General features: G+C 63.6%; 14 protein-coding genes and 2 tRNA genes. 8 read left to right on the top strand and 8 right to left on the bottom strand.

Going from position 1 to position 20,916, the window contains the following annotated elements; genetic code table 11:
* Positions 1-6 precede the first annotated feature (6 nt).
* Entirely contained in the window at positions 7-558 is a 552-nt protein-coding gene (gene pgsA, locus V3388_RS14230) for a CDP-diacylglycerol--glycerol-3-phosphate 3-phosphatidyltransferase (protein WP_336368241.1), read from the top strand.
* 32 nt (positions 559-590) lie between these two features.
* Here the strand turns inward: pgsA and V3388_RS14235 are convergent, their stop codons facing one another.
* The 4 genes from V3388_RS14235 to V3388_RS14250 are packed head-to-tail and all read right to left on the bottom strand — an operon-like array spanning position 591 to position 4,178.
* A complete protein-coding gene (locus tag V3388_RS14235; protein ID WP_336368242.1) occupies positions 591-1,217 on the bottom strand; it encodes an ABC-type transport auxiliary lipoprotein family protein in 627 nt (208 codons plus the stop codon).
* Positions 1,214-2,152: an MlaD family protein gene (locus V3388_RS14240; protein WP_336368243.1), complete on the bottom strand. Its 939-nt coding sequence runs from the start codon at positions 2,150-2,152 to the stop codon at positions 1,214-1,216. Before V3388_RS14240 ends, V3388_RS14235 begins: the two co-directional genes overlap by 4 nt.
* A complete protein-coding gene (locus tag V3388_RS14245) occupies positions 2,152-3,006 on the bottom strand; it encodes an ABC transporter ATP-binding protein (protein ID WP_336368244.1) in 855 nt (284 codons plus the stop codon). The genes V3388_RS14240 and V3388_RS14245 overlap by 1 nt, the downstream gene beginning before the upstream one ends.
* Positions 3,003-4,178, bottom strand: a complete 1,176-nt coding sequence (locus V3388_RS14250) for an MlaE family ABC transporter permease (RefSeq protein ID WP_442915655.1) — start codon at positions 4,176-4,178, stop codon at positions 3,003-3,005. The genes V3388_RS14245 and V3388_RS14250 overlap by 4 nt, the downstream gene beginning before the upstream one ends.
* 203 nt (positions 4,179-4,381) lie before the next feature.
* Between V3388_RS14250 and V3388_RS14255 the strand changes: the two genes are divergently transcribed.
* From V3388_RS14255 to V3388_RS14275, 5 genes are all read left to right on the top strand, one after another.
* Positions 4,382-4,457: transfer RNA gene (locus V3388_RS14255), tRNA-Gly, on the top strand.
* 89 nt (positions 4,458-4,546) lie between these two features.
* Positions 4,547-4,620: transfer RNA gene (locus V3388_RS14260), tRNA-Cys, on the top strand.
* 181 nt (positions 4,621-4,801) lie between these two features.
* Positions 4,802-5,923, top strand: a complete 1,122-nt coding sequence (locus V3388_RS14265; protein ID WP_336368245.1) for a metallophosphoesterase family protein — start codon at positions 4,802-4,804, stop codon at positions 5,921-5,923.
* Positions 5,920-8,550: an AAA family ATPase gene (locus V3388_RS14270; RefSeq protein WP_336368246.1), complete on the top strand. Its 2,631-nt coding sequence runs from the start codon at positions 5,920-5,922 to the stop codon at positions 8,548-8,550. Before V3388_RS14265 ends, V3388_RS14270 begins: the two co-directional genes overlap by 4 nt.
* A gap of 221 nt (positions 8,551-8,771) precedes the next feature.
* Entirely contained in the window at positions 8,772-10,376 is a 1,605-nt protein-coding gene (locus V3388_RS14275) for a DUF4041 domain-containing protein (RefSeq protein WP_336368247.1), read from the top strand.
* A gap of 81 nt (positions 10,377-10,457) precedes the next feature.
* Here the strand turns inward: V3388_RS14275 and V3388_RS14280 are convergent, their stop codons facing one another.
* Positions 10,458-11,309 carry an SDR family NAD(P)-dependent oxidoreductase gene (locus V3388_RS14280; protein ID WP_336368248.1) on the bottom strand — a complete coding sequence of 284 codons (852 nt, stop codon included), beginning with the start codon at positions 11,307-11,309 and terminating at the stop codon, positions 10,458-10,460.
* Positions 11,310-11,448: 139 nt separating this feature from the next.
* On the opposite strand from V3388_RS14280, the gene V3388_RS14285 reads away from it, so the two are divergent.
* Both V3388_RS14285 and V3388_RS14290 read left to right on the top strand, forming a co-directional pair.
* The gene (locus tag V3388_RS14285; RefSeq protein WP_336368249.1) at positions 11,449-13,383 is read left to right on the top strand and encodes a type VI secretion system Vgr family protein; all 1,935 of its coding nucleotides are present in this window, start codon (positions 11,449-11,451) and stop codon (positions 13,381-13,383) included.
* 216 nt (positions 13,384-13,599) lie between these two features.
* Positions 13,600-15,987 (top strand): sensor domain-containing phosphodiesterase, encoded by a 2,388-nt coding sequence (locus V3388_RS14290; RefSeq protein ID WP_336368250.1) that lies wholly within the window; start codon positions 13,600-13,602, stop codon positions 15,985-15,987.
* On the opposite strand, the gene V3388_RS14295 is transcribed toward V3388_RS14290, so the two are convergent.
* From V3388_RS14295 to V3388_RS14305, 3 genes are read right to left on the bottom strand one after another with little or no spacing between them, the layout of a single operon-like run.
* Positions 15,968-17,539, bottom strand: a complete 1,572-nt coding sequence (locus V3388_RS14295) for an FGGY-family carbohydrate kinase (RefSeq protein ID WP_336368251.1) — start codon at positions 17,537-17,539, stop codon at positions 15,968-15,970. The genes V3388_RS14290 and V3388_RS14295 overlap by 20 nt on opposite strands.
* A complete protein-coding gene (locus V3388_RS14300; protein ID WP_336368252.1) occupies positions 17,536-19,173 on the bottom strand; it encodes a glycerol-3-phosphate dehydrogenase/oxidase in 1,638 nt (545 codons plus the stop codon). Before V3388_RS14300 ends, V3388_RS14295 begins: the two co-directional genes overlap by 4 nt.
* On the bottom strand, positions 19,170-20,822 hold the full coding sequence (locus tag V3388_RS14305; protein WP_336368253.1) for an FAD-binding oxidoreductase: 1,653 nt from the start codon (positions 20,820-20,822) through the stop codon (positions 19,170-19,172). The genes V3388_RS14300 and V3388_RS14305 overlap by 4 nt, the downstream gene beginning before the upstream one ends.
* Positions 20,823-20,916 lie beyond the last annotated feature (94 nt).

Below are 20,916 nucleotides of genomic sequence, written 5' to 3' on the forward strand. Positions count from 1 at the left end.
AAACCCATGAACCTGCCGAACCTGCTCACGCTGTCCCGTATCGTTATGATCCCGGTGTTCGTGGTGATTTTCTACCTGCCAGTGGAATCGCGGTACCTGGTGAGCGCGGTGATTTTCGCGCTGGCAGGGATCACGGACTGGCTGGACGGGTACCTGGCCCGCAAGCTCGACCAAAGCACCCCGTTTGGCGCCTTCCTGGATCCGGTGGCGGACAAGTTGATGGTGGCGGTGGCGCTGGCGGTACTGATTGAAGAGCACGCCACGGCGCTGCTGACCATTCCGGCCATCATCATCATTGGCCGGGAGATCGTGATTTCCGCGCTGCGGGAGTGGATGGCGGAGATCGGCAGCCGGGCCAGCGTGGCCGTGTCCTATATCGGCAAGATCAAAACCACCGCCCAGATGTCCGCCATTGTGGGCCTGTTGGCGTTTCCTCCCGGGGTATTCTGGTCTTACGTTGCCATGGTGCTGCTGTACATCGCCGCTGGGCTGACCCTGTGGTCCATGGTCCTCTATCTGCGGGCCGCCTGGCCGGATCTGTTTCCCAAAGGTAGCTGACGCCCGTCAACCGGCGGCGGGCGGTAAACCCATCAGTTGTCCGCCCGGTCAGCCAGGCACTCGGTCAGCCACGGCCGGGTGCTGTTGGCCAGGGTGGCCGCCGCGCCGCCAAAGGCCCTGGCAAGATCGTCGGCACCCTCACCACCGGACCGCTGGGTCGTTCTGAAATCCCGATTGCACAGAATCGACCGGCTGTGATTGTCGATCACCTGGGCGTGCCAGGCGATGACGATCTCGACGCCGTCGCCGGTCTGCACCGCCTCAAATCGGCTCAATTCGCTGATCAGCGTCAGGTCCGTCACGGCCGGGCTGGTGTCCGTCACCAGTGTCTTGATGCCGCTGCGGGCGCGCAGGGATTCGAGCAGATAATCCCGAAGCAGGACCGGCGCCGTGTCCCGCCAGCGGGCATCTGGCAGGGCGCCCAGCTCGGTGTCCTGCGGGCGAATCAGCACGTGGGTGCCGCTGACCGGCTCGGACGCCTGGGGCGTGTCCAGGCGCAGGCTCACCGGCAGCGCATGGGCAGAAGGGGGCGTGCTGCTATTGATCGCCGGCGGCAGGTCCAGAATGCGAGGGGTGTCCGGTGTCGGAAACAGCGTGCAGCCGCCAAGCGACAGCAGGGCGGCCGGGCCGACAAAACGGCGCAGCATGGTCATCATCATGGTTCCATTTCCTTCAGCGCCGGCGTGCCCAACAGGGCCCCGGGCGGATTGGTTTCCAGGCGCTTGGCGAACCGGTTGAGGTTGCGCAGCACGCTGCGCAGCTCCCGTAGCGTGGGCCCCAGCTCACCGAGCCCCTGCATGCCCGCATCCAGCGCGCCTTCGTTGGAGGCGGTCAGGGACTCGAGGCGATCCAGGGTTGGCTGCAGGGTCCCCAGGGCCCGGTCCATGGCGTTCAGCACCGGTGCCACCTTGCCGATCAGAATGCGGTTGGCGTTGTCGGAGGTGGTCGAGACTTTGCGGGCCGCCTGTTCCGCCCGTTGAGCGGCGGCATTGAACTGTTCGAGCAGGTCCAGCAACTGCTGGCGCTGGGACAGCAGGGCGTCGGTGGCCTCCCGGCCGTTGGCCAGAAGTCCCGAGAGGTTGTCCAGATTGTCTTCGCTGAACACCCGGTTGGCCCGCGTCAGGAACTGATCGGCCTTTTCCAGCAGGTTGGAACCGTTACTCAACAGGTTGGTAAACGGCGAGGGGTCCGCCATGATCAGCGGCGGATCGTCCCGGCGGCCTTTGAGCCTGGGGCTGTCCGGGGAGCCTCCCCGGAACTGAACGTTCATGCTGCCGGTGATGTTTGCCAGTACCAGCCCGACGTGGGTGTTTTTCCGAATCGGAATGGTGTCGTCCACCCGGATGCGCACCCGGACATGGCTGGGGTCTTTCGGATCCAGCGTGAGGCCGAGCACTTCGCCCACGGGCACCCCGCTGTATAGCACAGGGTTGCCCTTGGCGAGCCCGGACACCGGGTGGTCAAAGCCGATTTGGTAGTAGGCCCACTCGCGGTCCGAGCTGGATTTGGCCAGCCACAGCGCAAACAGCAGCGCGGCGGCCGCGGCCAGGACGGTAAACAGGCCGATGATCACGTGGTGGGCTCTTGGCTCCATCAGCGATGCGCTCCCTTGTCTGTTGTGTGGGCCGGGTCCGTCGTGGATGCCCGGTTCGCCGCACGGCCCCGGGGACCCTGAAAGTACGCCTGGATCCAGGGGTCGTCCGTGGCGGCCACCCGTTCCAGGGTATCCGCCACCCGCACTTTTTTGTTGGCCAGCACTGCGACCCGGTCGCAGGCGGCAAATAACGTGTCCAGATCGTGGGTGACCAGGAATACCGTCAGGCCCAGGGCGTCCCGCAGGGTGACGATCAGCCGATCAAAGGCCGCCGCACCAATCGGGTCCAGGCCGGCGGTGGGCTCGTCAAGAAACAGGATCTCCGGATCCAGCGCCAGGGCCCGGGCCAGCGCCGCCCGCTTCACCATGCCCCCCGAGAGCTCCGCCGGATACTGGGTGGCCGCTTCCGGTCGCAGCCCGGCGAGGGCAAGCTTTATCCGGGCCAGGTGTTCCGCGTCGGGCCTGGCCAGGCCCGCGTGTTCGATCAGCGGCAGGGCAACGTTCTCCGCCAAAGTCAGCGAGGTAAACAGGGCGCCGCCCTGGAACAGTACGCCAAAACGCTGCTCAAGGGCTGACCGCTGCAGCGGAGAGAGTGCGCCGAGAGCGTTCCCGAGCACTTCAATGGTGCCTCCGGCGGGGGGTTGCAGGCCGATCAGGCTGCGGAGCAGCACCGATTTTCCGGTGCCCGACCCGCCCACCACACCGAGAATCTCGCCCCGGTACAGCTCAAGATCCAGGCCGTCGTGTACGGTCTGGGTGCCGAAGCGGTTGATCAGCCCCGTCACCCGGATGACGGCCTCGGCGGTTTGGCGGGGTTCGGCCTGGCCCAGGTTTTCCGTCCGTTCGCCGCTCACCAGCCCATCTCCATGAAGAACAGCGCACCGACGGCGTCCAGCAGGATGACCGTGAAGATCGACTGCACCACGCTGGCGGTGGTGTGCTCGCCCACCGACTGGGCGCTGCCGGAGACCTTGAAGCCTTCGAGGCAGCCGATGACGGCAATCAGAAACGCGAAAATCGGCGCCTTCGACAGGCCCACCAGGAAGTGGCGAAGGGCAATGTCCCGCTCAACAATCGCCAGAAACTGGGTCACGCTGATGTCCAGCGACACCACGCATACCAGCGCGCCACCCAACAGGCCGGCCATCATCCCGACAAAGGTGAGGATCGGCAGGCTCACCATCATGGCCAGAACCCTTGGCACCACAAGCAACTCGATGGGGCTGAGGCCGAGGGCCCGGAGGGCGTCCAGCTCTTCGTTCACCTTCATGGCACCAATGTGTGCGGTAAACGAACTGGCTGTGCGACCCGCCAGCAGGATGGCGGCCAGCAACACGCCGAACTCACGGAGGAAGGAAAAGGCCACCAGGTTGACGGTGTAGATGGTGGCGCCGAAATCTTCGAGAATCGTAGCCCCCAGAAACGCCACCACCGCGCCCACCATGAACGTGAGCAGCGCGACGATGGGCAGGGCGTTCAGCCCCGTGTCCTGAACCGCCGCCACGAAGGCCGTCACCCGCCACCGGCGTGGGCGCAGCGCGATGGAGCCCAGGGTGGCGAGGGTCAGGCCGATAAAGCCCAGCAGTTGCCACAGCAAACCGCCAAACGCTTCCATCTCACGCCCGACCCGAGCCAGAGCCTCCCGCAGGCGGGATCGTTCGGGCGTGGGCGAGGCGGGATAACGGGCCATCGCATCGGCGACCGCCTGAATCAGCCGCCGGGTCTCGTCCGCCAGCTCCCTGGCCTCTCCGGCCAGACGTCCCAGGGCGTCCGGCCCGAGATACTCCGAGAGCAGGGAAGCGCCAGCGGTATCGATCCTCCCCAGCGATGCCAATGAGAGCGAGCCTGGCGTACGGGCCGGGTTGCCCAGCGCCGCCAGTTGCTGTTCCAGGTGTCGATAATTGGGAAGCGTCCAATCGCCGGAGAGCGTCAGAACGCCGTCCTCATAGGCGGCGTTTCCGGCAGGGGGTGCACCGTCACCGGGTGCCTGGCCGGAAGGCTTGGATGAGGAAGGAGATGGGGTCAAAAACCGGTTCCTTGTACCCGTGAGTCATTACCTTGCAGCTTAGAGACTTCGCCGGTAGTCCGCCAGTGCGCTGATCCGTCGCCTCTGGCTAAAAAACATTCACAAAACGAGGAAAAACAGAAACTTGTAAAAAAGGTATTGACGCGGTAACCGGAATCCGTAGAATACGCAGCCGTTGATGAGGCACGGCCTCGCAACATCGAGCGGGAATAGCTCAGTTGGTAGAGCACAACCTTGCCAAGGTTGGGGTCGCGAGTTCGAATCTCGTTTCCCGCTCCAATTTCTCTCCGGTTCACCGGTTGGAAATCACAATCCAAGTCTCTCAATGCCTCCTGAGAGCAAAAGGCCGATGTTCCCAAGGCTTTCCCGGCGCGGTGGCAGAGTGGTTATGCAGCGGACTGCAACTCCGTGTACGCCGGTTCGATTCCGACCCGCGCCTCCATTATTTCTTGAGTTTTACTCCGTATTTGGCACCCCGTTACCGGTCTGTGCTCGTCGTCCTTTCGTCAAATCCCGCCCTTTTTCCTGAGCCCCCGGTCGTCCGAGTTGTCCACGACCTCTGTAAACTCGCCGCCGGTAGTCTAGAATAACGCGAAAATTCCTCGTTCTCTCAGGACCCTACCATGCCCACGTTTTTGCACACGGCCGACTGGCAGATGGGCCGGGCGTTCAGCCGTTTTGACACCGAAGACGGCGCGGCCCTAGTTGAGGCCCGGTTTGCGGCCATTGAAACCCTCGCGCGGCTGGCCAATGAACATCAGTGCGATGCGGTGTTGGTCGCCGGGGACGTTTTTGATGCACAAGGGGTCTCTGAACGCACCATCCGAAAGGTGTTCAATGCCACCAGGGGCTTCGCCGGCCCCTGGGTGATGCTGCCCGGCAATCACGACGCAGCACTGGCCGAGAGCGTCTGGACCCGGGCCCTGCGCCTTGGCGCGGTGCCGGAAAACGTCCATCTGGCGCTCGAACCGGGCGTTATACACCTGGAACGCCAGCGCCTGAGCATTCTCTGCGCGCCCCTGACTCAGCGCCATACGTACGGTGATCTCACCGAGCCTTTCAGCCGCTACGAGTCACCTGAAGGCTTCCTGCGGATTGGCCTGGCCCACGGCAGCGTCCAGGGCGTGTTGTATGAAGGGATCGACGCCACCAACCCCATCGCACCGGATCGCGCCGAGGCCAGCCAGCTGGATTACCTGGCCCTCGGTGACTGGCACGGCACCAAGCGGATTAGTGATCGCAGCTGGTACAGCGGCACCCCCGAGCCGGAGCGGTTCCGCAACAACGACGCGGGCCAGGCCCTGATCGTCGAGATTGCCGAACCCGGCGCTACACCCAACGTCACCCCGATACCGACGGGGCGTTACCAGTGGCATCAGTGGCGGGAGACGTTGGCCGTCCAGTCGGATCTTGATCAGTTGCTGGCGCGGCTGGAGACCTTGCCCGAGTCCGCCGTGGTAGACCTGCGTTTGGAAGGCTCGATCACTCTGGCTGGCGAAGAAGCCCTCCTGAAGGCCTTGTCCGTCGCTGAAGCCCGGTTTCGCAGCCTTCGCTGCGAGCGCGCCGACCTACAGCTTGCCCCCACGGATGACGACATCGCCGCCCTGAAAGCCGACGGTTATGTAGGCGAGGTGATCGAAACGCTCCGTGAGCGACAGGAGGCCAATCAGGACGATGCCGCCCGGGATGCCCTGGCGATACTCGCCGGCCTGCTCAGGGAACGGGAACAGGGGGCCAGTCAATGAACCTGCAGCGCCTGCGCATCGAGCAGCTCCGCCAGTTCCGCAAACCGTTCGTGCTGGACAACCTGCAACCCGGCCTCAACCTGATTCACGGCCCCAACGAATCCGGCAAAAGCACCCTGGTGCGGGCCATCCGGGCCGCCTTTTTCGAGCGCTACCGCTCAACCGCGGTCGACGACCTGCGCCCCTGGGGCGACTCGGCGGCGGCACCCACCATCGAGCTGGATTTTGAACACGACAGCCGGAACTGGCGACTCATCAAGAGCTTTCTGCAGCGCAAACGCTGCGACCTGACGGTCGGCACCGAGACGTACAGCGAAGACGACGCGGAGGAAAAGCTGGCGGAGTTGCTGGGCTACCAGTATCCGAAACGCGGCGCCAGCAAAGCCGAGCACTGGGGCATACCCGGATTGCTGTGGGTGGAGCAGGGCACCGGGCAGGACGTCGAGCAAGCGATCGAGCATGCCGGAGATCATCTGAAGTCTGCCCTGAACGCCATGGTGGGCGAGGTCGCCAGCTCCGGCGGTGACGACCTGATCGACACCGTCCGCCGCCAGCGGGACATCCTGCTGACCGGCACCGGTAAGCCCCGCGGCGACTACCTGCAACTGGAAAAAGACAAAGCCCTCTGCGAGCAGGACATCGAAGCACTGACGGAGCGGGTGCAGAAATACCAGGAGCAGGTCGATCGCCTCGGCAAGCTGGCGCAGGAGCACGATCAGGCGGAAGCCGAGCGCCCCTGGGAAGAGGCCCAGCGCCAGTTGGAGGAAGCCCGCACCCGCTACCAGCAGGTTGAGCGCCTGGAACAACAGCAATCCCAGGAAAACGCCACGCTTGCCCAGTTGCAGGAGAACCACCGGCTGCTGGCGCAGAACCAGGAACACCTGGAAGGACTGAGCCGCCAGTTACAGGGACGAAAGGCCGACCTGGAGAAGGCCGAAGGGGACCTGCGATCCGCTGAAGCCCAGACCGCGGCGATTGCCGGCCGATTGGCCGAGGCCAAAACGGCCTATGAGCGGGCGGAAACCCAGCGCAAACTCGCCGGACTCCGGCAAACCCGGGAACGGTTGGCCCAGGATGTCCGTCGGCTGGAGCAGCAGGCCCAGGCGCTGAGGCAGAACCTTGGCAAAGCCAGGGATTACCACCAGCAGCTCGAGCAGGCCAGGCAGCAGGTGAGGGACAACCGCATAGAGGCCTCGGCGGTCAACACACTCAAAACGACCGCGAGCCAGCTGAACGAGGAAACCATCCGCTCACGCACCGTTGCTACCCGCCTGAGCTGGCAACTGGACGACAGCGCTTCGCTCACGCTGAACGATGAGCCGCTGATCGGGCAGGGCGAACAGCAGCTTCTGGATGCCTCCACCCTGGTGATTCCCGGCGTGGGCACCCTGGGCATTACGCCCGGCGGCGAGGAACTGGCCAGCACCCGCCGGAAACTCAACGCCCTTCAAGACCGTTTTTCCGAGCAGTTGAAGACCCTGGGCGTGGCCTCGGTCGAGCAGGCGGAAGCGCGCCTCTCCGCTTTTGAACGCGCCGGACAGACCCTGAAACACACGGAAGAGTTGTTCCGATCCGTGGCCCCGGCGGGCATCGAGGCTTTGGCGTCCGAACTGAACGAGGCTGAAAACGAGCTGGAGAAAACAAAAGCCCACCTGGCCGAAACGCCCGAAACGAGCCCCGATGCACAGGTTCCGACCCTGGAAAATGCGGACGCCGCGCTTGCCCACGCAGGCGCAGCACTGGATAAGGCCGAAGCCGACGACCGCACGCATCAAGCCCGCCTGTCTGCGCTAAAACAGGCCAGGGATAGCGCCAACGCCGAGTGGCAGCGGCTGGCGGACGACGCACAGCGCCCGGAACGTCAGCAGCAGCTTCAGCAAATCGCCACAAACCTGGCGAACCTCGCCAAACAGCAGGCCGAACTGGCCGCCCGCCTTGAAAACCGCGAACGGGAAATCCGGGAGGCTCGCCCGGACTTCCTACGGCAGGACATCGAACGCTACCAGAACGCCGTCAACAACCTGCGCCAGGCCCAGGAAAACCGCGCCCGCGAGCTACGAGACATTCGAGTCAGGCTGGAGGCCTGGGGCGCGGAGGGCCTGGAAGAACAGCTCAGCGAGAAGGAAGCCGAGCTGGACCAGTGCAACCGCCGCTATCAGGAACTGCACCGCCGGGCCCAGGCGCTGGACCTGCTGCTGACCCTGCTTACCGAAAAACGCCAGGCCCTCACGCGCCGCCTGCAGGCACCGCTGCAAAAGCACCTCAACCACTACCTGTCGGTACTGTTCCCGGACGCCTCCCTGGAAGTGGACGAACAGCTCCGCCCTGGCACCTTCAGCCGTGGCAGCGAACTGGGGCAAATCACGGAACTGAGCTTCGGCGCCCGGGAACAAATGGGCCTTATCAGCCGCCTGGCCTACGCTGATCTTCTGCGGGAAGCCGGAAGGCCAACGCTGGTTATTCTGGACGACACCCTGGTGCATAGCGACAGCGAGCGACTGGAGGATATGAAGCGGATACTGTTTGATGCGGCCGGTCGGCATCAGGTGCTGCTGTTTACCTGCCATCCGGAGAAGTGGCGGGATCTGGGGGTGGTGCCTTTGGATCTTGAGGCGTTGAAGGGGTGAGCGGATTGGCTCCTGCGCACATGCGCAGGCAACGATTGCAACCAACAAGTCAGTTGGCTGGCTGGTGTCCGGCTGGTAGGCTGACGCAGATAAAGTTTAGGCTTATCATGCGCAAGCAAACTAATTTGCTGGCTTTTTAAAACAATAATTCCGATGCGGGGACCGGCTCACAGTCTTATCGCACTACCCACCTCCAAGCAAAGCAATCATTAGGAATATACATGGAAGGTTCAACCTCAGCCGCTGAAGCTTTTACTGTCATTGTTACACTTCTTATTTTCTTCGCTCCAATCGTGATCGCGTGTCTTTTCTGGCGAAGCCGAAACGCCATGAAGAAGCGATTGTCCGAGGCTATGAGGGCTCAGAAGCATGCTGAGGAAAAGAAGATAAAAGCCGAAAAATACAGTGCCGCCCTCGATGCCAAGTACAGGACCATCACCGATATGGAGCAGCACGCCCAGCTGTTACTTCGTGATGCCGAGACTCAGGCACAGGCAATTAGGAACGATGCCGAACGAGTGTATTCCGAAGCTGAAAAGGGACTGAGTGAGTCCAGAGCAGAAGCAGCTCAAATCGGTGCTGAAGCAAAGGCTGCACTCAAAGAGGCCAGGCTGAAGGCCGATCAGATTGAAGCTGACGGACGGGCTGAGGCTGAAAGGGTGCTCGATTTCGCCAAACGACAGGCGGAAGAAGTTGCTGGTGACGCGCTTGCTGCCAAGGGCAAGGCTGACCTGTATGAAGCCACGGTGGTCGCCATGCGTAACACCATCGAAGGCTATAAAGACGACTATATCATTCCCAATCATGCTGTTCTGGATGAGCTAGCGGATGAGTACAGCCATAAAGAAGCGGGCGAGCAATTGAAGCGAGCAAGAAAGCGCGTTCGCGATATGGTAAAAAATGGCAATGCTGGGGCCTGCGATTATGCCGAGGCGAACCGGCGAGCCTTTGCAATACACTTCGCCGTGGATGCGTTTAACGGTAAAGTCGATTCGGCGTTGGTGAAAGTGAAACATGATAACTTCGGCAAAATTAATCAAGAAATTTTGGACGCTTTCGCCCTAGTGAATCACAACGGTATGCCGTTTCGTAACGCTCGCATTAATCAAGAATACCTTGAGGCTCGTTTGGAGGAGCTTAAGTGGGCGGTCGCCACTCACGAGCTGAGGCAAATTGAACGGGAGGAGCAACGCGCCATTCGGGAGCAAATGCGCGAGGAGGAGAAAGCACGGCGCGAAATCGAAAAGGCGATTAAAGAAGCTGAAAAGGAAGAACGTCTGCTGCAAAAAGCCATGGAAGCTGCACGTAAAGAGCTGGCATCTGCGCACGGTGAGCAGCGTGCTGCATACGAAGCCGAGCTAGCTGACTTAGAGTCAAAGCTTGCAGAAGCTGAGAGCCGGGCTCAAAGGGCGATTTCGATGGCACAGCAAACCAAGCGCGGCCACGTTTATGTCATCAGCAATATTGGCAGCTTTGGTGAGAATGTATTTAAGATCGGTATGACTCGCCGGCTGGAGCCTACAGACCGCGTTAAAGAACTGGGCGATGCTTCTGTTCCGTTCGATTTCGATGTGCATGCAATGATATTCAGTGACGATGCACCAGCTTTGGAGAAGGCTCTGCATCGCCGATTTGATGGTGATTCAGTCAACAAAGTAAATCCCCGCAAAGAGTTCTTCAGCCTGAATCTTGCAGAGATTCGCCAAGCCCTCGAGCAGCAGGGCATGAACGAAATACATTGGACCATGAAAGCAGAGGCTGCAGAGTATCGCGAATCGTTGAGTATCTCTCGAAAACAGGCTTCTGAGACTCCGGTTTCAGCATGAGTTTGAACCACCTCTTTCCGTAGAACTCAGCTTCGGTGATCGCCATCGATCAAGGTGATTGCTGAAGCTGAAACCTGACGATCAGCTATTCACAGGTTCCGTCGGACGATGTCTTGTTCCCAAGAGCCTCCGCTGAACAGAGTGAGGCACAAATCGAGTAACAAAAGCCGCCAGATAAGTCTGCGGCGTCACCAAATACCTAGGCTTGGGCCGTGCCGCCTCAGCAGCCCTGAATATCGCACTGGCAACGTCCGCCGCATTCGCGGTAAAAGGCTTCACCTTGGCACCCGGCGCAAGCGCGGCCGCCATAGCCTCGTATTTTTCCCTGTGTGTAGTGCCCGCCCGGCCAATCACCGGCTTCAACGCCGCCAAAGCATGCTCCCTAAACCGGGTCGCCACGGGCCCCGGAAGCACCAGCGAAACACTGTCCAGGCTTTTGCTGCCCTGTTCATCAAACCAGAAGCTGTCATGGGCCGCGTTCATCGCGGACTTGGCGGCGCAGTAGGCGCCTTTCATGGCCTGGGGGACCAGGGATAAGACCGAGCTAACGGCGATCACCCGTAACGTTACGCCGTGCTGCTCGCACAGCCGGAGGCACACGGCCGCCAACTTGATCGGTCCGAACACGTGGGTGCTGAATTGCTGCTGCCACATAGATTCGGACAGGTCGCGAAGCGCGCCGAACTGCCCGTAGCCGGAGTTGTTCACCAGAATAACCCGCTCCGCGCCCGCGATTTCGCCGTCCAACTCGCCGGCAAGCCCCTCAATCTGCTCAAAGGACTCAAGATCCCGCGGCAGCTCCCGATCGGCGGATGCAACGCCGGTCGGCTGCCGGGAAAGGGCAATCACCCGATAGCCATTCCGGGCAAAGAGGGCGCAGGTTTCATGGCCAATGCCGGCACTGGCGCCGGTGACCAGGGCGAGTTTGGTCATTGCGTGTGTCTCCTTTCCTGGGCTGTCCGTCAGCGTTAAGGCACCCACTGTCGACGATTTTGGGCATTCCGTACACCTCCGGTTATACTCAATCCCGCTCAGGACGAGCCCGGATACACCTACTTCAAGGACTGAAGACATGCCCCAGCCAAACGGACTGCAGTTTACCGCCCGTATTGCCGATTACCCCGCCGATCATTTTGCCGTCGTTGGCTTCTCGTTGACAGAAGGCCTCTCCCAACTGGTTGAAGGCCACCTGGACCTCGCCAGTACCGACCTGGGCGTTTCCGCCGAACAGATGCTGGACCAGCCGGTGGATCTGGTCATCTGGCAGGACGGCGAGCCGCTGCGGCGCTTCACCGGCATCGTCACCGAGATGGCCCAGGACGGCATTGGCAACCGGCTGGCCCGGTATCAGGTGGTGTTCCGGCCGCCTCTGTGGCGGCTATCGCTGATGCACAACAGCCGCATTTTTCAGGCTCAGTCGCCGGAAGCCATCGTGCGGACCCTGCTGGATGAGCGGGGCCTGGTCGGCGTGACGTTCCATTATCGGCGCACACCCGAGACTCGCGAATACGCGGTACAGCACCGGGAAACCGACCTGGCGTTTGTGGAACGGCTGGCGGCGGAGGAGGGCTGGCACTACCGGTATCAGCACGGCAGCGTTGATGGCACCGAGCCGCCGGCGCTGGTGTTCGCGGATCACTACGGTGATGCGCCATCGTTGGCGCCGGTTACCGTTGGGCCCCGGTCTGGCCCCGGGATCCGGGCGCCGCGTGCCTATCGCTTTGAGACCATAGAGCGGGTTGCAGTGGCCTCGGTGGTGACCGCCGATTACACCTTTAAAAATCCCGCGAACACGTTAACCGAGGCTGCCCATGCCGCGGATCTCCCGCACCGCGACGATTACGAGATCTTTGATTACCCAGGCCGTTATAAAGCAGGGGTAAGCGGTCGCGCTTTCACCCAGGCCGCTCTGGATGCCCGGCGGTGCCAGGCTTCGGTCGCGGAGGGCGAGAGCCATCGCTGCGATCTGGTGCCCGGCGCCCGGTTCGCGATGGAGGGCCACAGGGACGCGGCCATGAACCGAGACTGGCGTCTGGTGGCGGTTACCCACGTGGGGGAGCAGCCCCAGGCGCTGGAGGAAGGCGCCACCGACGGTGCCACCCGTTATCACAATCGGTTTGAGGTGATGCCCGCGGACCGGCCCTGGCGCCCGGTGGTGCCGGCCCGGCCGACGATGGATGGCCCCCAGATGGCCGTGGTGACGGGGCCGGCCGGGGAGGACATCCACTGCGATGGGCATGGTCGGGTCAAGGTGCGCTTCCCCTGGGATCGCTACGCCGGAAACGATGAACACAGCAGCGCCTGGCTGCGGGTGAGCCAGGCCTGGGCGGGCGGTCAGTACGGGGTTATGGCGTTGCCCCGGGTCGGCCACGAGGTGATCGTCTCATTCCTGGACGGGGATCCGGACCAGCCCATCATCACGGGGCGTACCTATCACGCCGTCAATACCGCGCCGTACCCGCTGCCTGAGCACAAAACCCGCACGTTGCTGAGAACCCATACCCACAAAGGCGAGGGCAGTAACGAGCTGCGCTTTGAGGACGCGGCAGGAGCAGAGCACGTATTCCTGCAGGCGTGGAAGGATCTGGATCTGGTGACCGGAAAGAACCACACCGAAGTGGTAGGGCAGGATAGCCACCGCGCGGTGGCCAGAGACGCCCTCAGCCACATTCAGGGCGATGAGCATCAAACCACCGATGGCCACGTGCGCCAGCACGTTGGCGGCGATGTCAGCCAGTCGGTGGGCGGGACCCTCCACCAGAGAACCGGTGACCGGTATGCCTCGGAGGCAGGTTCGGACCTGCACCATCGCGCCGGGGACAGCCTGATTCTGGACGCCGGCGCCGAGCTGACACTCGCCGGCGGCGGCAGCTTTATCACGCTGGATGCCGGCGGCGTCACCCTCAGCGGCCCGGCTATCCGCATCAACTCCGGTGGAAGTGCGGGAAGTGGCGGCGGCACGTCGGTCTCAACGCCAACGTTGCCGACTTCCCCAGCGGCGAAGTAGATGCTGTTGATCTGTACCGAATAAGCGAGAACGGTCGCCTTGGCTCGGATCGCTGAGGCGTCGTTAATGCCACGTGCTGTTCCCGGTGGACCGGGTCTAGGTAGAGGTCTCATCTATCCTTTCAGGGCGTTCATACGTATAACATACGGGAGGCGCTGGCCTGTCGCTGGCGCCTGGGGTACGGTGACTTCACACCGGCAGTCTCGAGGCGATACGTTGACCACGGCAAAGAACCATCTGGAGAAGCGGCGGCTTGCCGCCCTGAATCGGCTTGGCATTCTGGATACCCCGCCGGAGGAGCGCTTTGACCGGCTGATTCGGATTGCCCGGGCTCATTACCGGGTGAAGAGCGCGTCGTTTTCGGTGATTGACGAAGAGCGCCAGTGGTTCAAGGCGCGGGAGGGCATGGACCAGACGGAAACGCCCCGGTCCGTGGCCTTCTGCGATTACGCCATCCGCCAGGACAAGGCAATGATCGTGGAAGACGCGCTGCTGGACCCGCGTTTCCGCGACAATCCACTGGTCACCGGCAAACCCTACATCCGGTTCTACGCCGGCATTCCGGTGCGGGAGCCCAGCGGGTTCAAGATCGGCAGCCTGTGCATCATTGATGATAAACCCCACCAGTTGCATGAGGTGGATCTCGATGTGCTCCGCTGCCTGGCGAGCATCATTGAGGACGAGCTGGAACGTTCGTTCCTGTCCGTCAGTTCCGATTACATCGAAGTCTCCCACATCAACCGGGCCATTCAGCGTGCCCAGAACGTGTTCCTGACCAATGAGAACGAGCGGGCGGCCTTTGAAGTTCTCCTGAGCGATCTGCTGGCGCTCACCGGCAGCCAGTTCGGTTTTATCGGCGAGGTCCACCACCGGGACGACGACACCCCCTACCTGAAAGTTCGAGCCATCACCAACATCGCTTGGAACCCGGAAACCCAGGCCCTGTATCAGGAGGTGGAGCGCCGGGGCATGGTGTTTGATCGGCTGGACAACCTGCTGGGCTCTGCCATGGTCTCCGGTGACGTGGTGGTGTCTAACGCCGTCGGTGAGGACCCCCGGCGGGGCGGCCTGCCCAAGGGGCATCCGCCTATCCAGTCCTATATTGGCATACCGGTGTACACCGGCGATGAGATGATCGGCCTGGTGGGCCTGGCCAACCGGTACGATGGCTACCAGGCCGGGCTGGCGGAAGAGCTGTCGCCGTTGCTTCAGACGGTGGGCACGCTGATCGAACGCCGCCGGCTCTACAACGAGAAGCTGGAGCACCAGAAACACCTGGAACGGGCCGCCAATTTCGATGCCCTTACGGGCCTGCCCAATCGCCGCCATATGACCGAGTTGTTCGAGCAGGAGCTGGTTGAAGCACATCAGCGCGGTGGCACGGTGTCGGTCTGCTTCATTGATCTGGATGGATTCAAGGCCATTAATGATACCCATGGCCACGCCGTGGGTGACTCGGTACTTCGGTCGGTGGCCAGCCGTCTCACCTCCATTGTGCGGGAACATGATGTGGTTGGCCGCCTGGGGGGCGATGAGTTTGTGGCGATCCTTCGGGACGTCAAGGATGAGCGGGTCTATGCCCGTATCCTGGAAAGTTTGCGAAAACCCATCAGTTACCGGCACTTTGTGCTGCAGCTCTCCGGCAGCATGGGGGTTACCGTGTACCCGGAGGACGATGCCGGGGCCGACCTGCTGATCCGGCATGCGGACCAGGCCATGTACGCCGCCAAAGAGGCTGGCAAGAACGCCTATGTGATGTTCGATATGGGCGTCCACCAGAACCGGAAAGAGCGGGTTCGGGTGCTCGAGCAGGTGGGCCGGGCACTGCGGGAGCAGCAGTTCGTTCTGCACTACCAGCCGAGAATGAATCTGGCCAGTCGCCGTGTTGAAGGCTTCGAAGCGCTGATCCGGTGGCAGCATCCGGAGGATGGCCTGCTTGGCCCTCATCACTTCCTGGACCATCTGGAATACACCGAATTTGCCCGTGCGGTCGGCCTCTGGGTGATTGCCGAGGGCGTGCAGCGGTTGCAGGCGTTCGAGGCCGCCGGGTTGCCTTACACGGTGAGCGTGAATCTGAGCCCGTCCCACTTCCTGAGTGCCGGCTTTGTATCCGATCTTAAGGGCGCTCTGGCACCGTTGTCCTCCGAGCTGCGCTCTCGGCTGATTCTTGAGGTACTAGAGACCACGGCCCTGGATGACCTGGAGAATGCCATTCACACGGTGCTTGCCTGCCAGAAGCTTGGCGTGGAAGTGGCCCTGGATGACTTTGGCGTGGGCTATTCCTCCCTGGATTATTTTCGGCGGATCCCGGTTCAGGAGATCAAGATTGACCGATCCTTCGTCAGCGACATGCTGGAGGACCACGACGGTGAGATGGTGGTCAACGCGATTGTCGGCCTCAGCCGCAGTTTTAACCGGCGAGTGGTGGCCGAGGGCATTGAATCAGGTCCGGTGGCCGATCGCTTGCTAAGCCTGGGCTGCAGCATCGGCCAGGGCTTCCATTACGCCCGGCCAATGCCGCTGGAAGACGCGCTGGCTTGGGCCGAGGCGACCAACCAGGGAGAGCAACCGGGCGGCGGGGACATTAGCCCGGATAGCCCGTAATCCGCCGGATGTTCCGGTACAAGGGCTGGAGCCGGCGATACATCTGAAGGTAAACCTCCGAGTACAGCCGGTCGTAGAGCGCGTGGGCGGCCGGGTCTGGCTCAAACCGGTCCCTGACCCGGGTCATGGCGCGGGTGGCGGAGGCAAAATCCGGGTGAAGCCCCAGACCAACGGCGGCATCGATGGCGGCCCCCAGGCCTGACGTTTCATACGTGTGGGGCCGTTCGGCGGGCAGGCCGAAGATATCTGCCGTCAGTTGCAGGGCCGCATCGCTCTGAGAGCCGCCGCCGGCCACGCGCAGTCGGGTGATGGCCACGCCGGACCGCCGTTCTATCCGCTCCTTGCCCTCCCTGAGCGCGTACGCCAGCCCCTCCAGGATGGCCCGGTACATGTGGGCCCGGGTATGCACATCCCCAAAACCGATCATGGCGCCCTTGGCTTCCGGGCCCGGCTGCCGAACCCCGGGAGACCAGTAAGGCTGCAACATCAGCCCCATTGAGCCCGGGGGCACGGATCGCACCAGCTCATCGAACAGCGCCTCGGGTTCAATGCCCCGCTCGCGTGCCAGGGACTGCTCCCGCAGGCCGAACTCCCGCTTGAACCAGCTCACCATCCAGAAGCCACGGTAGATCATGACCTCGGTGGCGTAGAACCCGGGGATGGCGGACGGGTAGGGTGGCATCAGGCGCACCGGCTCCACGTAGCGGGGGCTGGTGGTGTTGATGGTGGCGGTGGTGCCGTAGCTGAGGCAGCCAATGTCCGGCGTGAGGCCGCCGGAGCCCAGAATCTCGCAGGCTTTGTCCGAGGCGGCGGCCAGCACCGGGAGCGGGTGCGGCAGCCCGAGGTGGTCCATGGCTTCTGGCGTCAGGTGGCCGACCACGTCGCCGGGGCGAACCAGCTCCGGCAGCATGTCCCGGTGCACCGCCAGGGCCTGCCATTTAAAGTCCCTCGGCCCGGCCCAGCGGTGTCGGCGATAATCGAACGGCAGATAGCCCACCTGGCTGGCGGTGGAGTCCCGAAACTGGCCCGTGAGGCGGTAGTTCAGGTAGCCCGAGAGCAGCAGAAATTTATGGGTTCTGGCCCAGATGTCCGGCTGGTGGCCGGCAATCCAGTTGGCCTGGGCGTTCTCCCGGAACCGGTGCACCGTGTCCTGCAGGCCGGCGACCTTGAACAGCCAGCCCCAGGGGCCGGGCAATGGGCCGTCCACGGTGGCGTGGCGCTGGTCCAGCCAGATGATCGCCGGACGCAGGGGCTGGCCGTGTTCATCCAGATTGATCACAGTGCCCCGCTGGGTGGTTACCGTGACCCCCGCCACCTGATCCGGGCGGGCATCGGTGCTGGCCCAGAGTTGCTGGCAGGCCAGCCGGAGGTTGTCCCAGAAATACTCAGGCCGCTGTTCCGCCCATCCGGGTTGCGTTGAGAAGTAGGGCTCAATCTCCTGCTTGCCTTTGCCCACCAGGTTGCCCTGGGCGTCAAACAGCAGCGCTCGAACGCTCTGGGTGCCGTTGTCGATGGCCAGGATCAGCGGGACGGGCCCGGTGCCGGTGGTCATCCCGTGGCGCCCGAATCGTCGGTGCGCGGATGCGGTGCCTCGTTGGCTGGCACCTGATACGCCTGCTGGTAAATCGTCCGGTAGCGCTCGGTTTCCCGCTGCCATTGGGCATCGGTCCAGCCCAGCGCCGGCTGGCAGTGGCGGCGCAAGTCATCCAGGCAGGCTTCGCCGCCCCGGGGCAGGATCAGCCCCAATCGGCTGCGGCGCAGCATCAGATCGTCCAGGTGGCGCACCTGCTCTTGCTGGCAGGCCCAGACGAGCTCAGCCCAGAGCACGTCCGTGCCTGGTACCGGTGTCATCGGCGCGGTATCAAGCAGGTCCGCCAGGCGGGCCCCGTAGTAGCCCTGCAGACGTTGCCACTGCCGGTGGCCGAGACCTTCCGGGCGCCGAAGTTCGGCGGACGCGGGCCTGAACACCGGCAGCGCCTCGGGCCGGAGCGATTGCGTCGATTCGCTCAGGCTCCCAAAGCCCTTGCGCAGCGCCGCCCGGGCGATGCAGCGGAAGGTGGTGAGCTTGCCGCCGGCAATCGTCACCTGGCCGGGGGAGACCTGCAGCACGTGCTCACGGTTTTCCCGGCTGGGAGCCTTCTGCTGGTCTCCGTGGGCGGACGTCCGAGTGACGACCGGGCGCACGCCGGCCCAAGTGGAGAGGATGTCCCCCGGAGCCACGGGCGGGCCCGGGAACAGACGGTCCGCGATGGCTACCAGGTAGTGCACTTCTTCTGGGGTAATTCTGGGCTCGTGTTCCAGGCTATCGCGGTGGTCCAGATCGGTGGTGCCCAGCACCGTCGTTCCGTGCCATGGGAAGGCAAACACCGGGCGGCGATCGTCCGGGTGCAGCAGGGTAACGGCGCAGGTCACCGGCAGCCGGTGCCAGGGCAATACCAAGTGGCTGCCCCGCAGCGGGCGGATGGTCAGGCCCGGGTTCCCTTGTGGGGGATTCTCCGAATCGTGCGGGAGGCCGCCCCAAGCACCGGTAGCCTTGATGACCAGCCGGGCGGCCACCTCGGTCCTGTCGCCGGTATCGACGTCCTCAAGCACGACCCGTCGACGCCCGTCCGCCCCAGGGGCAGCAACCGACAGGGCCCGGGTGTAATTGCGGGTGCGGGCGCCGTCCTGGCGCGCTTCATCCAGCACCCTCAGGACCAGCCGGGCGTCGTCGGTGACCGCATCGGAAAACACGCTGGCGCCGGCCAGCGCCTCGTCCGCGAGCCCCGGCACCCAGAAGGCGCGGCATTCGGCCGGGGTCAGCCGGCGCCGGGTGCGGGTGTGCCCCAATCGGTCGTACAGGCGCAGCAGCCCCTGAAACAGGCCCGGCCCGGGAAACTCGCCGGCCCGGTGTGCCATCACAAAGGGCAATGGGTCCACCAGCCCCGGTGCTTCCGTCAACAGGCGCTGGCGCTCCCGGACCGCTTCCCGGGCCAGTCGCCACTGTCCACTGCCCAGGTAGCGCAGGCCTCCGTGCACCATTTTCGAGGAGCGGCTGGAGGTGCCCCAGGCAAAGTCGCGCTGTTCCACCAGTAACGTATTCAGGCCGCTTCCTGCCGCTTCCCGGGCGACGCCGGCGCCGGTGATGCCGCCACCAACCACCAGCACGTCCAGAGCCTGGTCGAGAGTGCCCCCGTTGGTGCTCATGGCTGGGCTGCCTCCTCAGTCACCGCGAGCGCTTGGGATTGCCCCAGCAGCGTCCCCGGGTTCAGCCGTTGGTCCGGGTCGAAGTGCCGGAGCAGGGCGTCCAGCGCCGTCATCCCGAGCGGCCCTTTCTCCACCGGAAGGTAAGGCGCGTGGTCCTTACCCACGCCGTGCTGATGGCTGATGGTGCCGCCGTTGTGAACGATGCAGTCCGAGGCCGCGTGCTTGAGCCGCTTCCAGCGATCCAGCGTTTCTTCGTAACTGTCCGCCACCCGGAACACGTAGGTGGTGTAGATGCTGCAGCCTTCGCCGTAGAAGTGCGACAGGTGGGTAAACACGTGGTTGCGCTCATGATCCGGCGCCAGGCCCGAACGCAGGGTGTCCTCAATGCGGTTCATCAGGCGATCCACGTTCGACCAGTCGGTGGCGGTCTCCAGGGTGTCCACCACGTAGCCCATTTGCCAGAGGGCGTCACGCAGGTAGGGCATGGTGAAGCGTTTCTCTGCCCATTTGCGCCCGAGGGCAGCGCCCAAATACACCCCGCCAAAGCGCCGGCTCATGGCCCGTGCCTGGGCCAGGGTCTGGCGGCAGGGCCGGGCGTTGCCGGTAACGCCAAAGGTCATCATGCATTTGCCCTCCGCGGCGCCCCGGGCGGAGAGGTACCGTTCCAGCAGGTGAATCATGCGAGGATGCCCCGCCAACGCAAGCTGGGTCTCGGTTTCCGTAGCGTTGCTCAGGCGCAGCATGGACAGCGGCACCCGCTGCTGGACCAGCTCCCGGCAGGCATCCCGGGCCTGTTGCCACGATGGGAACACCACCACATAAAATCCTTCCTGTTCCGGTAGGCGGCTCACCCGCACCTTGGCTTCGGTAAGAATCCCGAGCCGCCCTTCGGAGCCCAGCACCAGCTCCCGCAGATCCGGCCCGGCGCTGGAGGCGGGAAAGGTGGGTATCGACAGCGTGCCTGCCAGGGTTTCCACCCGGCCGCCGGCGAAGAGCTGTTCAATGCGACCGTAGCGCAGGGACTGTTGGCCGCTGGAACGGGCAGCCACCCAGCCGCCAAGGGTGGACAGTTCGAACGATTGCGGAAAGTGGCCAAGGGTACACCCGTGGGCTCGAAGCTGGGCTTCCACCAGAGGGCCGGGGGTGCCGGCGCCGAACGTCGCAATCTGGCTGTCCCGGTCCAGGTCCAGCAGCCGGTCCATGCGGGACAGGCTGACCGTCAGCACCGGTGCCTCGCCGTCGCCCGGGTTGATATGGCCCGCCACGCTGGTGCCGCCGCCGTAGGGAATCAATTGAACCGGGTGCTCCCGGGCGTAATCCATCAGGCGCCGGACATCCTCTGCGCTGTTGGGGAAAGCGACACCATCCGGCACCCGGCCCAGTTCGCCGCTGCGCAGGGCCAGCCAGTCCGGCAGGCTCTGGCCACGGGCGTGGCGAACGCGGGTTTCCGGATCGGTGCGCACCAGGGGTTCGAGGCCCGGCGTCAGCGATAGTCGGCTGGCGGGCACCCGCGCACAGACCGTGTCCAGGGTGGCGTCCGGGAGGGGCCGGGCCTCGCCGATGCGCGTTTCCAGAAAGGTGGTGCCCTGAGGCGGAAGCGCCAGCGAAAACGCTTCGTCTCCCCATCCGTTCCAGCGTCGTGTCGACATGGTGCCTGTTCCTCTCTGGATGAACCGTGGTATCGATGGTTAGCGGATTGTCTGAGGGCAGTGTAGCGGTGATGGCGCCGTTGGCCGTGTCCCC

Origin of the sequence: Marinobacter sp. C2H3 (genome assembly GCF_037080155.1) — a bacterium.
Taxonomy (GTDB): domain Bacteria; phylum Pseudomonadota; class Gammaproteobacteria; order Pseudomonadales; family Oleiphilaceae; genus Marinobacter.

What these genes read in the sequence shown, in the direction of transcription:
- pgsA (WP_336368241.1), top strand. Translation starts at nt 7, where the DNA reads ATGAACCTGCCGAACCTGCTCACGCTGTCCCGTATCGTTATGATCCCG.
- V3388_RS14235 (WP_336368242.1), bottom strand. Translation starts at nt 1,217, where the DNA reads ATGATGATGACCATGCTGCGCCGTTTTGTCGGCCCGGCCGCCCTGCTG.
- V3388_RS14240 (WP_336368243.1), bottom strand. Translation starts at nt 2,152, where the DNA reads ATGGAGCCAAGAGCCCACCACGTGATCATCGGCCTGTTTACCGTCCTG.
- V3388_RS14265 (WP_336368245.1), top strand. Translation starts at nt 4,802, where the DNA reads ATGCCCACGTTTTTGCACACGGCCGACTGGCAGATGGGCCGGGCGTTC.
- V3388_RS14270 (WP_336368246.1), top strand. Translation starts at nt 5,920, where the DNA reads ATGAACCTGCAGCGCCTGCGCATCGAGCAGCTCCGCCAGTTCCGCAAA.
- V3388_RS14275 (WP_336368247.1), top strand. Translation starts at nt 8,772, where the DNA reads ATGGAAGGTTCAACCTCAGCCGCTGAAGCTTTTACTGTCATTGTTACA.
- V3388_RS14280 (WP_336368248.1), bottom strand. Translation starts at nt 11,309, where the DNA reads ATGACCAAACTCGCCCTGGTCACCGGCGCCAGTGCCGGCATTGGCCAT.
- V3388_RS14285 (WP_336368249.1), top strand. Translation starts at nt 11,449, where the DNA reads ATGCCCCAGCCAAACGGACTGCAGTTTACCGCCCGTATTGCCGATTAC.
- V3388_RS14295 (WP_336368251.1), bottom strand. Translation starts at nt 17,539, where the DNA reads ATGACCACCGGCACCGGGCCCGTCCCGCTGATCCTGGCCATCGACAAC.
- V3388_RS14300 (WP_336368252.1), bottom strand. Translation starts at nt 19,173, where the DNA reads ATGAGCACCAACGGGGGCACTCTCGACCAGGCTCTGGACGTGCTGGTG.
- V3388_RS14305 (WP_336368253.1), bottom strand. Translation starts at nt 20,822, where the DNA reads ATGTCGACACGACGCTGGAACGGATGGGGAGACGAAGCGTTTTCGCTG.